This is a genomic window from Pectobacterium atrosepticum, from assembly GCF_000740965.1.
Taxonomy (GTDB): domain Bacteria; phylum Pseudomonadota; class Gammaproteobacteria; order Enterobacterales; family Enterobacteriaceae; genus Pectobacterium; species Pectobacterium atrosepticum.
Genome location: NZ_CP009125.1, coordinates 2,974,000 through 2,987,539, shown reverse-complemented (window position 1 = coordinate 2,987,539; position 13,540 = coordinate 2,974,000). Strand labels below are relative to the sequence as shown.

11 protein-coding genes are annotated in these 13,540 nt (G+C 49.1%); all 11 read left to right on the top strand.

The features are described 5' to 3' along the window. Positions 1-278 precede the first annotated feature (278 nt). Positions 279-413, top strand: a complete 135-nt coding sequence (locus GZ59_RS23955) for a hypothetical protein (RefSeq protein WP_258042070.1) — start codon at positions 279-281, stop codon at positions 411-413. Between the two features lie 212 nt (positions 414-625). After that, the gene (gene licT, locus GZ59_RS13165) at positions 626-1,489 is read left to right on the top strand and encodes a BglG family transcription antiterminator LicT (protein WP_039292373.1); all 864 of its coding nucleotides are present in this window, start codon (positions 626-628) and stop codon (positions 1,487-1,489) included. Between the two features lie 313 nt (positions 1,490-1,802). After that, complete coding sequence (gene bglF / locus GZ59_RS13160) at positions 1,803-3,704, top strand: PTS beta-glucoside transporter subunit IIABC (protein WP_011093439.1); 1,902 nt, start codon at positions 1,803-1,805, stop codon at positions 3,702-3,704. Between the two features lie 35 nt (positions 3,705-3,739). Beyond that, positions 3,740-5,134, top strand: coding sequence for a glycoside hydrolase family 1 protein (locus GZ59_RS13155; RefSeq protein ID WP_011093440.1), 1,395 nt, complete (start codon positions 3,740-3,742; stop codon positions 5,132-5,134). Positions 5,135-5,392: 258 nt separating this feature from the next. Beyond that, on the top strand, positions 5,393-7,033 hold the full coding sequence (locus tag GZ59_RS13150) for a carbohydrate porin (protein ID WP_039292370.1): 1,641 nt from the start codon (positions 5,393-5,395) through the stop codon (positions 7,031-7,033). 92 nt (positions 7,034-7,125) lie between these two features. After that, positions 7,126-8,310, top strand: a complete 1,185-nt coding sequence (locus GZ59_RS13145; protein ID WP_039292369.1) for an alpha/beta hydrolase-fold protein — start codon at positions 7,126-7,128, stop codon at positions 8,308-8,310. Between the two features lie 104 nt (positions 8,311-8,414). Further along, positions 8,415-9,428, top strand: coding sequence for a nucleoside hydrolase (locus GZ59_RS13140; protein ID WP_011093443.1), 1,014 nt, complete (start codon positions 8,415-8,417; stop codon positions 9,426-9,428). Between the two features lie 478 nt (positions 9,429-9,906). Beyond that, positions 9,907-11,295: an ammonia-forming nitrite reductase cytochrome c552 subunit gene (nrfA, locus tag GZ59_RS13135; RefSeq protein ID WP_373365834.1), complete on the top strand. Its 1,389-nt coding sequence runs from the start codon at positions 9,907-9,909 to the stop codon at positions 11,293-11,295. A gap of 46 nt (positions 11,296-11,341) precedes the next feature. Continuing rightward, positions 11,342-11,911, top strand: coding sequence for a cytochrome c nitrite reductase pentaheme subunit (nrfB, locus tag GZ59_RS13130; RefSeq protein WP_011093445.1), 570 nt, complete (start codon positions 11,342-11,344; stop codon positions 11,909-11,911). Beyond that, positions 11,908-12,579: a cytochrome c nitrite reductase Fe-S protein gene (gene nrfC, locus GZ59_RS13125; RefSeq protein WP_039292360.1), complete on the top strand. Its 672-nt coding sequence runs from the start codon at positions 11,908-11,910 to the stop codon at positions 12,577-12,579. The genes nrfB and nrfC overlap by 4 nt, the downstream gene beginning before the upstream one ends. After that, complete coding sequence (gene nrfD / locus GZ59_RS13120) at positions 12,576-13,538, top strand: cytochrome c nitrite reductase subunit NrfD (RefSeq protein WP_011093447.1); 963 nt, start codon at positions 12,576-12,578, stop codon at positions 13,536-13,538. Before nrfC ends, nrfD begins: the two co-directional genes overlap by 4 nt. The last annotated feature ends 2 nt before the right edge of the window (positions 13,539-13,540 follow it).

Genomic DNA, 13,540 nt, shown 5'->3' with positions numbered 1-13,540 from the left:
TGATGGATAAAAAAACGAGTGAACCAGTGGCGATGTGGGACAAGCCGCTGGAAAGAATGTGTGAGGAAACCGCGTAAAAGAGGTAAGTATAGATGGTCGTAGCGAATGGGTAATGAAGTGCGAGGCCGCTCGTTGCATGAGATTAGCGGAGAGTCGCGTTGGCGATGCCGTTGATAATAATATTATTGATAGTGGCACGTGTTTAGCTGAAACCATTCAATTGAAACGACGTTCCGTATTATAGTTATTAAGCGAAGAGAAACAAGGTGGCAAAAGGTATGAAGTTGAATATTTTGTCGCGTTTACGCAAAAAACTGAGCGATTTGGGGTTTTTACCTAACTTTGTTGCGCAACTGCCTAAGAAAACCCGCCGTATAAATACGGTATTGCAGCGGGTGATGGCAAGTGGTTGATTCTTGTAACGGCCGACAATAGATAAAGAAAGAGCATGTAAGCGGCATGCTTTTCTGTCGATCCGCATCACGTTTTTGTGTCATTCTTCTTGAGAAGATGAATGCAGATGGTAGTTTACCAGCCATTGCGGATTGTTACTGCGTAAGCAGGCAAAACCAGATGCTCGTTCTTGCTACGGGTGTCTGGTTTTTTTGTTTCCAGGGTTTGAAAAATGAAGATTGCCAAAATACTCAACAATAATGTCGTCACCGTAATCGACGAAAACAATAATGAGTCGGTTGTGATGGGGCGCGGGCTGGGCTTCAAAAAACACTCTGGCGATCTGCTGGATGAAACGCTGATTGAACGTGTGTTTGTGATGAAGTCAGAAGAACTGACATCGCGCCTACAGGAGCTGCTGTCAGAAATCCCGATGGATGTCATCACAACGGCAGACAAGATCATTCTGCTGGCAAAAGCGCGTTTGCCCGGGAAACTGCAAAATAGCGTCTATATCTCTTTAACAGATCACTGCCACTTTGCGATCGAGCGCCACAAGCAAGGCGTCGATATCCGCAATGTGCTTTTATGGGAAATAAAGCGCCTGTATCCAAAGGAATTCGCCGTTGGTCTGGAAGCGCTGGATATTATTGAGCAACGTTTGTCCGTGCGGTTACCGGAAGATGAAGCTGGATTTATTGCGCTGCATTTGGTTAATGCGCAGCTTGACAGCGAAATGCCAGAAGTCTTGCAAATTACCAAAATCATGCAGGAAATACTGAATATTGTAAAATATCAGCTGAGCCTGGATTATAACGAGCAAGCGTTAAGCTATCATCGTTTTGTTACGCATTTGAAGTTTTTTGCGCAACGACTAATAGGAAAAAGTACCGTATTTAGTGATGACGAATCACTGCATGATGTGGTGAAAGAAAGATATCCATTGTCTTATCGCTGTGCGGAAAAAATACAAGCTCACATTATTCAAAAGTATCACTACACGTTAACGAAAGAAGAATTAATGTTCTTGACTATTCATATTGAACGCGTGCGAACGGAAGGCCAGGAGAAAATAGAACCAGGTGATGGAGAATGATTTCTGTTAATCTGCTTTTCGTCACAAAATAGCAGCGTAGCGAGATAAATGCCTTGCTTACGATGAAAGTGAAAGACTAGAGTATGTGGAAAGAAAATTATCAGATGAAGTAAGTTTTTATTGTCGGTGCATGAGTTGTGCTGGCAAATAATCAGGATTGTTACTGTCAGGCTCGTCTCAGCAGGCAGGCAAAACCTAAATCGTTTTCTCAATGTTTATTGGGAAAAGCGATTTAGGTTTTTTTTTGTCTTAAACAGATCTGGCAAACATAACATATTGATATATATGTCTGTTAAGTATTTAAGGATAGGCGATGGAATACAAAGCATTAGCAAGTGAGATACTCGATGGTGTCGGCGGACGTGGCAACATCATTAGCGTGATGCACTGTGCAACCCGGCTGCGTTTTAAACTAAAAGACAGTAAAAAGGCGGATGCAGCGGCGCTGAAGAATAATTCAGGCGTGATCATGGTGGTTGAAAGTGGCGGACAATTTCAGGTCGTTGTAGGCAATCATGTCAGTGATGTATATCGTAGTTTACTGGATGTTTCTGGATTGACCGATCAAAGTGATTCCGCAAATCATGAGGAAGGTGATGAGAAAAAAGGAAATGTTTTCTCTCGCTTCATCGATATTATTTCTGGAATATTTACGCCATTAATTGGCGTGATGGCAGCCTCCGGTATTTTAAAAGGTTTTCTGGCGCTCAGTTTGGCCTGTGGTTGGATGGTTGAAACCAGTGGGACGTATAAAGTGTTATTCGCTGCGAGCGATGCATTATTCTTTTTCTTCCCGATTGTTTTAGGTTATACCGCAGGGAAGAAATTTGGCGGAAATCCATTCGTTACCATGGTGATTGGTGCAACGCTGGTACATCCATCAATGATTGCTGAATTTGGTGCGATGCAGAATACCGGTTATCAACAGCTTTATTTCCTCGGCATTCCGATCACCTTCATTAATTATGCCTCTTCGGTTATTCCGATTATTTTCTCGGCTTGGCTTGCTTCACGTCTGGAAAAGCCACTGAATGCCATTTTGCATATCAATATCCGTAATTTCTTCACGCCGCTACTGTGCCTTTGTATCACCGTTCCCGTTACGTTCCTGCTGATTGGTCCCGCGGCAACTTGGCTCGGGCATATGTTGGCCAGCGGCTACCAATTGATCTACGGGCTGAACTCCACAATTGCGGGCGCACTGATGGGCGCGCTGTGGCAGGTGTTCGTTATTTTTGGCCTGCACTGGGGCTTAACACCGCTGATGATTAACAATCTCAGCGTGTTGGGGCACGACACCATGATGCCTCTTCTGGTTCCGGCGGTATTAGGGCAGGCCGGAGCGGTGCTGGGCGTATTGCTGCGTACCCGTGACATGAAGTTGAAAGGTATTTCCGGTTCGGCTTTCTCCGCTGCAATCTTTGGTATTACGGAACCAGCGGTGTATGGCGTTACGTTGCCGCTGAAACGTCCTTTCATCTTCGGTTGTGTGGGGGGCGCAATGGGGGCCGCAATTCTGGGGTATTTCCATACCACTATTTATTCCTTCGGCTTCCCGAGTATTTTCACCTTTACTCAGGTTATCCCGCCGACAGGTGTCGATAATACGGTCTGGGCCGCCATTATTGGTACGGCAATCGCCTTTACCTTCGCGGCCGTGGCTACCTGGGCCTTTGGGATTCCCGCACAAGAAAATACCGCAGCAATAAATGCACCCACGGCGGCCCCGCAAGCTACGCAGAACCCAAATGATGCCACGCGTAAACAAGCGATAACCAGCCCGATTGAGGGAACGGTTCTGACCCTTGATCAGGTTGGTGATGAAACGTTCGCCAGCGGATTAATGGGAAAAGGTATCGCGATTAAACCGTTGGCTGGACGCGTTGTTTCACCGGTGAACGGGACGGTTGCTTCGCTGTTTAAGACCAATCATGCCATTGGCCTTGAATCAGAAGAGGGGGCCGAGGTGCTTATCCACGTCGGTATCGATACGGTGAAATTGGATGGTCAGTATTTCACCGCACACATTAAGACCGGCGATATCGTGAAACAGGGCGATCTTCTGGTGGAATTTGATTATCAGGCGATCGAAAAAGCCGGTTATGACACGACAACGCCCGTCATTATCACGAATAGCGAAAATTACGTTGATGTTCTGCCTACCGCCGGAAACACCGTGCAGGAACAGGGCGCACTGTTGACGTTAATCCGCTGAAATTGACATTTACGACCCAACTGGGAGGAGAGAAGATGAGCCATCAGTTTCCGAAAGAATTCTTGTGGGGAGGCGCGATCGCAGCCAATCAGGTTGAAGGCGCGTATTTAACGGACGGCAAGGGGCTATCAACGTCCGATTTACAGCCACAGGGTATCTTCGGCGAGATCGTCATGCGTACGCCGGGCGACAGCGGAACTAAAGACACCGCGATCGATTTTTATCACCGCTATCCCGAAGATATCGCGCTTTTTGCTGAGATGGGCTTCAAATGCCTGAGAACCTCCATTGCCTGGACGCGTATTTTCCCGCAGGGCGATGAAACTCAGCCGAATGAGGCAGGGCTGGCATTTTACGATCGCCTGTTTGATGAAATGGCAAAGTATGGCATTCAGCCGCTTGTGACGTTGTCCCACTATGAAATGCCGTACGGTCTGGTGAAGAATTACGGTGGTTGGAGAAGTCGCGAAACGATTACGTTCTTCGAGCGTTACGCTCGCACGGTATTCCAGCGCTATAAAGACAAAGTGAAATACTGGCTGACGTTCAACGAAATCAACTGCGCGCTGCACGCGCCGTTTACAGGAATTGGCTTACCTACCGAGAGTAATAAGCAGGATATTTATCAGGCGATTCATCACCAGCTCGTTGCCAGCGCTAAAGCGGTGAAGGCGTGCCATGAAATCATCCCTGATGCCAAAATCGGCAATATGATGTTGGGTTCCATGTTCTATCCATTAACCTGCAAGCCTGCGGATGTAATGGAAACGATGCAGCAGAACCGCGACTGGTTGTTCTTTGGTGATGTACAAACCAGAGGATACTACCCAGCGTACATGAAGCGTTTCTTTGCACAGCACGGTATTACGCTGTCGGTAACCGAAGACGATCGTCAGTCGCTGAAGGAAACCATCGATTTCATCTCTTTCAGTTATTACATGACGGGCTGTGTGACCACCGACGAAGAGGTGAACCTAAAAGCCCGTGGCAATATTTTGAATATGGTGCCGAATCCGCATTTGGAAAGCTCCGAGTGGGGTTGGCAGATCGACCCAGAAGGACTGCGTTATTTGCTGAACTATCTGTATGACCGTTACCAAAAACCGCTGTTCATTGTAGAAAATGGGTTGGGTGCCAAAGATAAACTGGAAAGCGATGGCAGCATTAACGATGACTATCGCATCAAATACCTGAACGATCACCTGTATCAAGTCGGCGAAGCGCTAGAAGATGGCGTTGAGGTGATGGGTTACACCTGCTGGGGGCCTATCGATCTGGTCAGTGCGTCAAAAGCTGAAATGTCGAAACGCTACGGTTTCATTTATGTCGATCGTGATGATGAAGGGAACGGTACATTAGCGCGTCGACGTAAGAAAAGCTTCTACTGGTATAAAGAGGTTATTGCCTCTGATGGTGAAGCGTTGAAATAAATCAGCATATCGATACGTCATTTACGCATTCATTCTCAGAAGAATAAGGTCTGGAATGAATGCGAATTATATTTTTTACTACCCATGGGAAAGATGGCAGGAGAATAAAATGAAACAGGAGGACGTGGTCTAGCCATTAATTTATATAAACGATCATTTGGGTTTTACAAATAGCTTTTTATAAATAGACGAGCCATCGGCTAGCGTCGAAAGTGCATCGTTATAAATTTAATAATGTACCCTACACGGATAATAATCATGCGTAAAAAATTCCCTGTAAAGATGATGGTATTACTGATGTCGTCAGTGTTTTTGTCTAATGGTGCTATGGCCGCAAAATTGACCGTAGAAGAAAGATTGGAACTATTGGAAAAAGAATTGGCGGAAAATAAAGCCGAATTGCAGTCAACGAAAAAAGAGCTGCGTGAATATAAGACGATCGCAGAAAATAAAGCACGCTTGGCAGCAAACTCTGTGGCAAAGGATAAACCACTGGTTATTGCCTCTTCTGGCACGTCATCGGTTAATCAGGTTGTTCTTGCGCCTGTCGCTCAACCAGCCGCAAATACGGCTGATGATGTTATGAGTGCACCACAAAAGCCATTAACGTTAGCTGAGGTGAGCAAGTTCGTTAAGGATGATATTGGCTTTAGCTATACGGGGTATTTCCGTTCTGGATGGGCAACGGCCGATCATGGCGCACCAAAATCGTATGCGATCGGTTCATTAGGGCGTTTTGGTAATGAGCACAGTGGTTGGTTTGATCTCATACTGAGCCAAAAAGTTTATGCAGAAGGGAATAAACGTGTCGACGCCGTTATCCAATTGGATGGTAACGTGGGTATGCAGTACAACAGCGCCTGGTTTGGCGAAGACGCCGATAATGAAAATAAACTGCAATTCTCCCAGATGTACGTCAATACAAAAGGGTTCTTACCATTCGCCCCAGAGGCTGATTTTTGGGTAGGTAAAAATACCCTGCCAGTCTATGAAATTCAGATGCTGGACTGGAAAAGCCATCGTTCAGAAGCGGCAGGCGGTGTAGGTATTGAGAACTGGCAGTTGGGCGTGGGTAAACTTGATGTCTCTTTGAACCGTGAAGACGTTAACGCGCGCCGATTCGTATATAATGATCCGAAGAAGGATAAAAATCAGGTCAATACGAATGCGGTTGATATCCGCTATAAGGGTATTCCGCTGTGGGATGATGCAACATTGTCTCTGATTGGTAAATATGCACAAGCCAATAAAAGCAATGTACAGAAAAATGACGAAATCGATGGTTTGTCTTATAAGTTAAAGGATGCTTGGACTGCTGGTGTCATTTTACGTCAAGGGTTGTATAACGGTGGATTTAATGAATTCACCGTGCAAGGTGCGAGTAATTCTATTGCCAGCGGTTTTGCTAATATATCTGATGCTAACCCGACGTATAGCCGTAATGGTGACTACTATGGCAACCATTCAGGTAATGCCTTCCGCGTGATCTCGCAAGGAGAAATGTATTTGCGTGATGATGTCATTATGGCCAATGCGCTGGTCTATTCAAAAGGTAACGATATCTACAGTTATGATACCGGTGCAAATACTGACTTTGATAGCCTCCGTGCCGTACTTCGTCCCGCCTATATTTGGGATAAGTTCAATCAGACCGGCGTAGAATTGGCGTATTTTAACCAAACCAATAAAACGAACGGCGTGAGTTACCATGAATCCGGTTATAAAACTACGCTGTACCATGCGCTTAAAGTTGACACGAGTATCTTGAATTCTCGTCCAGAGATTCGATTTTATGGTTCTTACCTGAAAATTGAAGATAACGACATCAGTCAGGCCACATTTAACGACAGCAAGAGCGATCAATTCTCCTTGGGTGTTCAGGCAGAAGTCTGGTGGTAATACCTGTCATCACGTCGGCACCGCTACCGCAGTGCCGTCACATTTAGCAAAAACAGACTCGATTACGTAATCGTTGGGATGGGATTATGCGAATGAACATGAAGAAAATCTCTTTATCATTATTAACGCTGGGCGTTCTGTCAGGCCTTTCTATCAATGCGTCTGCGCTACCGGCTGACTTTCCTGTTATGCCAGCGGCAACGGCCCCCGTGAGCCAGTATGTTACGGCGGTTAACGCGGACAGCAGCATTACTTTCCGCCTGTTTGCGCCAACGGCGAAGCAGGTCAGTGTTTTTACCGGTTCGACACCCGATAGCATCGTGTCCCATGCGATGACAAAAGATGAAGCAGGTGTGTGGTCGTTTAAAACGCCAGTGCAGGCACCGAATCTGTATGAATACTTCTTCAGCGTGGATGGTTTTCGCACCATTGATACCGGTACGGCGTTTACCAAACCGCAGCGTCAGGTGAACACCAGCCTGATTCTGGTGCCGGGGAGCATTCTGGATGTACGCCAGATTCCGCATGGTGAACTGAGAACACTGACCTACCACTCCAACGCGTTGAAATCAGAGCGTCAGATGTATGTCTGGACGCCACCGGGCTATAGCGAATCGTCAAAACCGTTACCCGTGCTCTATTTCTATCATGGCTTTGGCGACACAGGTGCGTCTGCCGTTGTGCAGGGGCGGATACCGCAGATGATGGATAACCTGCTGGCAGAGAAAAAAATTGAACCGATGCTGGTTGTCATCCCTGATACGGAAACCGACGTTCCTGGGATTATCCCGGAAGAATACCCACCGCAGGAGCGGCGCAAGGTGTTCTATCCGCGCAATGCCTTAGCAGCGGACAGAGAACTTATTCATGACATTATCCCCGCGATCGGCAAACGCTTTAATGTTCGTCAGGATGCAAACGGCAGGGCGCTGGCCGGCTTGTCTCAAGGCGGCTATCAGGCACTGGTATCGGGTATGAGCCATCTGGATCATTTTGGTTGGCTTGCAACGTTCAGCGGCGTGACTACCGAAACGGTGCCAAACATGGCTGTTGCTGCACAGCTTGAACGGCCTGAGCAGATTAATCAGCAACTGAAGAACCTCACAGTGGTGATTGGCGAAACCGATAACATCACCGGTAAGGATATTGCGGGTTTGAAAACGATGTTAGAGCAGAAAAATATCCGGTTTGACTATACCCACTATCCTAACCTCGGCCATGAGATGGATGTCTGGCGACCGGCCTACAGCGAATTTGTTCAGAAGCTTTTTAAATAGCATCGGCGTGCTGCGGGCAGAGTCGTCGCGTGCCCGCGTTCTCTGGGCAGCCTGAATCGCTGGGCTGCCATATCAACGACTGCTCAGCACAGTTAAGGATAATCATGTTTATTCACAGGTCTTTTTCCCAGTTTGCCATGGTGATCGTCGCATTGCCTTTCCTCAGCGCATTTACCGCTCAGGCTCAAACCTCACCTTTTGATGTAGCCGATCATAAACAGATCCGCGTCATTATCAGTGCCGATGCTAAAAACGAGGCTGATGATGATTTTGCCGTTGCGCATGCGGTGTTGACGCCAACGATGCAGGTGAAAGGACTGATTGCCGCCCATTACTCCCGTACCGCGCCGTTGATGAAACGTGATGGCGAAAACAGCATGATGGAAAGCTATCATGAGCTCCAGCGACTGATGAATGTGATGGGAAAGACAGATATTCCCGTTTATCGCGGTGCGACACAGTCGCTGAAAGCCGACGGTGGCGCGCCAGCACTGAGTGAAGGGTCGCAGATGCTCATCAAGGAGGCGTTAAAAGACGATCCGCATCCGTTATTTGTGTTAGTCATGGGGCCGATCACGGATATTGCCGCTGCGCTGCAAGCTGAACCGAAGATCGCTAGCAAAATGACGGTTGTGTGGATTGGTGGTATGCCTTACCCGAAAGGCGGCTGGGAATACAATATGTTCAACGATCCGGTGGCGGCGAACCACGTATTCAAATCTCAGGTGCCGTTATGGCAGGTTCCGCACAATGTCTATATGTCCGTGCGTGTTTCGCTGTCTGAACTTGCGGTACGCGTTAAGCCGCAAGGCAAAGTCGGGGAGTACCTATGGCAACAGCTGATCGAGTTTAATCGTGCGATTTCCGAAACCATCAAAGATGTTCCCTGGCCGAAAAGTGAAGTTTGGGTATTGGGTGACAATCCCTCGGTTTCTCTGCTGCTGGATGACCACGAATATCACTACACGCTGGTCAACGCGCCACAGTTAAACGACGATCTGACCTATGCGCCTCAGGACAATGCGCGCCAGATTCGGGTGTATAACGCGGTTGATGCCCGCTTCACGCTGGAAGATTTCTACGCCAAACTGGCGTTGGCTTATGGTCAGGGAAAATAAAAATCCCTGAAGGGTTAATACCGCTTACTCAAGCGTGGATTTAGCGCGTTCACGGTAATGCGTTCCCGCGGGGATGCCTCACGCCGCGTTTTATCAGAAAACACACTGGGATGAATTTCCGACATGAACACCTCATCCCAGTGCTCACACCGCATACTTTGATGTCAAAGCTGACAGGTTTTAAGTCCTGAATTTTTAAGCCCGCAATTTTTAAGTCCCTTGTCTTATTTTGGCAATGTCCTCCCTCCGTGATTGAGATAATCCTCATATAACTTTCGATACGATTCATTACTTTTCTTTACCTTTGATCAAAAACAATATTTCAAATGCATCTTTTTGGTATTCATAGGGCGAGTAATGTCACGACAGTTGGTGTGGTTTCTGTCGAATGGATAACTAAAATGACCGCCAGCAGGCGGCTTAATGTGGACACAAACGCATGGTCAGGATAAGCATGTCAATCTCCTATCTGTGGGGCATGGTAGCCAGTCTCTTTCTAATGATGCCAGCCTATTCGGCGGATGTTCCGGCGTCTCCCGCCCCGATAGAGGCAAGAAATTCGGTATTCATCAATCAACACCCCGATCAGTTCAACTCGTGGAAAGCGACCAGCGAACAGTCTGAGCGCCACGATGCACTGGCAGAAGATCCCTATATGGTGATCCTCTGGGCAGGTTACCCCTTTTCCAGAGACTATAACAAGCCGCGCGGCCACGCTTACGCAATAACGGACGTACGTGAAACGCTACGCACTGGTGCACCGAAGACGGCAGAAGATGGCCCTCTCCCAATGGCGTGCTGGAGCTGTAAAAGCCCGGATGTCGCTCGGTTGATCCAGCAGGAGGGCGAGGAGGGCTACTTCAAAGGCAAATGGGCACGAGGTGGGCCGGAGATTACTAACGATCTCGGCTGTGCAGATTGCCATGATACCGCGTCACCGGATTTTGCTCAGGGCAAGCCAGCACTGACGCTATCCCGTCCTTACGCAGAACGCGCGATGGAGGCGATTGGCAAACCGTTTGATAGTGCCAGTCGGTTCGGACAGCAGTCCATGGTCTGCGGACAATGCCACGTTGAGTATTATTTTTCTGGCAAAGACAAAGCCGTGAAATTCCCATGGGATAACGGCACGAAAGTCGAGGACATGGAGAAATACTATGACGCCATTTCCTTCTCCGACTGGACCAACACCCTTTCCCGCGCACCGATGCTGAAAGCCCAACATCCAGAGTATGAAACCTGGAGCGTTGGTATCCACGGTAAAAATAACGTGACCTGTATCGACTGCCATATGCCGAAAGTGAAAAACGCAGACGGCAAGTTGTACACCGATCACAAGATCGGTAACCCCTTCGATAATTACGGCGAAACGTGCACCAATTGCCATACGCAGGATAAAGCAGCAATGCAAGCGGTTGTCGCTGAACGTAAAACGGCCATTCAGGAATTAAAACTGAAAGCAGAAGAGCAACTGGTTCACGCGCATTTTGAGGCCAAAGCGGCCTGGGATGCCGGTGCAACCGAAGCAGACATGCAGCCGATTTTGATAGATATCCGCCATGCGCAGTGGCGCTGGGATTTGGCGGTGGCGTCTCACGGCATTCACATGCATGCGCCGGATGAAGGCTTACGGATGCTTGGCACCTCGCTGAGCAAATCTGCCGAGGCGAGAACCAAACTGGTGCGCTTATTGGCACAGAAAGGGGTGACAGGGGAAGTCAAGTTGCCGGATATCTCGACGAAAGAGAAAGCGCAACAGGCGATTGGTCTCAACATGCAGCAAATCAACGCCGAGAAACAGGATTTCCTGAACACGGTAGTGCCGCAGTGGGATGAGCAAGCGCGTAAAGCTGGACGACTGAACTAATAACCCCATCGCCCGTGGACGCGGGCGATCATAAAGTGGAGTGGATATGAGCGTATTACGTTCGTTATTGACTGCCGGGGTGCTGGTATCAGGCATGCTTTGGGCATTGCCAGGGCTGACGCAGCCCGCACCCCAGGCGGAAAAAGGAGAGCGGTGGACGGTAATGCCACAGCGCAATCCCGATGAGGCTTGTCTACAGTGCCATAAACCGGAAGAGGATGGCATGCAGGGCAAACATGCCTCCGCAGTCAACCCGCATAATCAACAACAGCTGACCTGCACAAACTGTCATGGCAAGCCGTCACTGCTGCACCGCGAAGGCGTTAAAGATGTCATGCGCTTTAACTTCCCGATGTATAAGGTGGAAGAACAGAACGGCGTCTGTATGTCATGCCATGCGCCGGAGCAGTTGCAGAAAGCGTTTTGGCCACACGATGTGCATGTGGCGAAAGTGGCGTGTGCCAGTTGCCATCAACTGCACCCCACGCAGGACAGTATGCAGACGCTGAACGACAAGAGCCGCATCAAACTGTGTGTGGATTGTCATAGCGATCAGCGCAATAACCCAGACTTCAACCCAGCCTCAGTGCATCTGGGTAATAAGAGGCAGCCATGAGTTGCTCTCGTCGTCAATTTCTTGCCCGTATGGGCGGGCTGATCGCCATCACCAGCACGGCGGGACAAGTCGTCGCACAGACGCTGAATATCAACGGCGTCCGCTACGGCATGATCCATGATGAATCGCTCTGTATCGGCTGTACGGCGTGCATGGATGCCTGCCGTGAGGTCAATCAGGTGCCGGAGGGCGTATCGCGTCTGACGATCATTCGCAGCGAACCGATTGGGACATTCCCAGACGTGAAATACCGCTTTTTCCGTCACTCCTGCCAGCACTGTGAAAATTCACCCTGCGTTGACGTATGTCCAACCGGAGCCTCGTTTCGTGATGCGGCAAGCGGCATTGTGGATGTGAATCCCGATCTGTGCGTCGGGTGCCAATACTGTATTGCGGCTTGCCCTTATCAGGTGCGCTTTATTCATCCGCAGACGAAAACGGCGGATAAGTGCGATTTTTGCCGCAAGACTAACCTGAAAGCCGGAAAACTGCCCGCCTGTGTGTTGTCTTGTCCGACGAACGCGCTGACGTTCGGTAACCTTGACGACCCTGACAGCGACATTTCCCGTCAGCTTCGTCAACAGCCGACCTATCGCTACAAAATCGCGCTCGGCACTCGTCCTAAGGTTTATCGCGTACCGTTTAAATACGGGGAGGTTCATCAATGACGCCCGTGTCTTCAAGCGCATTCCATTTTGATTCGTTAGTCTGGGACTGGCCGATTGCGATTTACCTGTTCCTGGTGGGGATTTCTGCGGGGCTGGTGACGCTGTCTGCCTTACTGCGGCGCTACCATCCCGAACAGGCCACAGCAGACAGTACGCTAATGCGCACCACGCTTATTCTCGCGCCGTGCACCATCATTTTGGGATTGTTGATTCTGGTCTTCCACCTCACGCGCCCCTGGACGTTCTGGAAGCTCATGTTCCATTACAGTTTTACCTCCGTGATGTCCGTTGGGGTTATGCTGTTTCAGGTTTACATGGCGGCGCTGGCAGTCTGGCTGATCAATATTTTTAGCGAGCAGGCTATTGTGCTGCAACAGCGCTGGCTGCCGAAGCTGACTCTCTTCCCCAAGGTGCTCTGCTGGCTGGCACCGATGCAGAAATCGCTGGATATCGTGATGCTGCTGCTGGCGGTGATGTTAGGGGCTTATACCGGATTCTTGCTCTCCGCGCTGAAGACCTATCCGCTACTAAATAATCCGATTCTACCTGCGTTATTCCTGTTTTCGGGCGTGTCCTCCGGTGCCGCAGTGGCGTTGATCGCTATGACCTGCCGCTATCGCCGCAATCCGCATAGCGAAGAGGCGCACTTTATCCATCGCGTCGAAACGCCGGTCGTGTGGCTAGAGATCTTCTTGCTGTTCGCGTTCTTTATTGGCCTCGCGTTAGGGGACGATGGGAAGCAACGGGCGCTAGTGGCTGCGTTGGGTGGTGGATTCTGGGCCGTGTGGTTCTGGCTGGGCGTTGTAGGGATTGGATTAGTCATTCCCTTGCTGCTCAAGTCGTGGGCTAACCGACAGCATTCACCCTATGGCGTGCTGGCGGTCTGCGGCATGAGTCTGGTGGGCGTTTTACTGCTGCGCTTCTTTATCCTCTATGCGGGGCAGTTAACCGTTGTCTAGTT

Coding starts and splice junctions, on each gene's coding strand:
- nrfB (WP_011093445.1), top strand. CDS start 11,342: ATGAGCGTATTACGTTCGTTATTGACTGCCGGGGTGCTGGTATCAGGC.
- GZ59_RS13140 (WP_011093443.1), top strand. CDS start 8,415: ATGTTTATTCACAGGTCTTTTTCCCAGTTTGCCATGGTGATCGTCGCA.
- GZ59_RS13155 (WP_011093440.1), top strand. CDS start 3,740: ATGAGCCATCAGTTTCCGAAAGAATTCTTGTGGGGAGGCGCGATCGCA.
- bglF (WP_011093439.1), top strand. CDS start 1,803: ATGGAATACAAAGCATTAGCAAGTGAGATACTCGATGGTGTCGGCGGA.
- GZ59_RS13150 (WP_039292370.1), top strand. CDS start 5,393: ATGCGTAAAAAATTCCCTGTAAAGATGATGGTATTACTGATGTCGTCA.
- licT (WP_039292373.1), top strand. CDS start 626: ATGAAGATTGCCAAAATACTCAACAATAATGTCGTCACCGTAATCGAC.
- nrfC (WP_039292360.1), top strand. CDS start 11,908: ATGAGTTGCTCTCGTCGTCAATTTCTTGCCCGTATGGGCGGGCTGATC.
- nrfD (WP_011093447.1), top strand. CDS start 12,576: ATGACGCCCGTGTCTTCAAGCGCATTCCATTTTGATTCGTTAGTCTGG.
- GZ59_RS13145 (WP_039292369.1), top strand. CDS start 7,126: ATGAACATGAAGAAAATCTCTTTATCATTATTAACGCTGGGCGTTCTG.
- nrfA (WP_373365834.1), top strand. CDS start 9,907: ATGGTAGCCAGTCTCTTTCTAATGATGCCAGCCTATTCGGCGGATGTT.
- GZ59_RS23955 (WP_258042070.1), top strand. CDS start 279: ATGAAGTTGAATATTTTGTCGCGTTTACGCAAAAAACTGAGCGATTTG.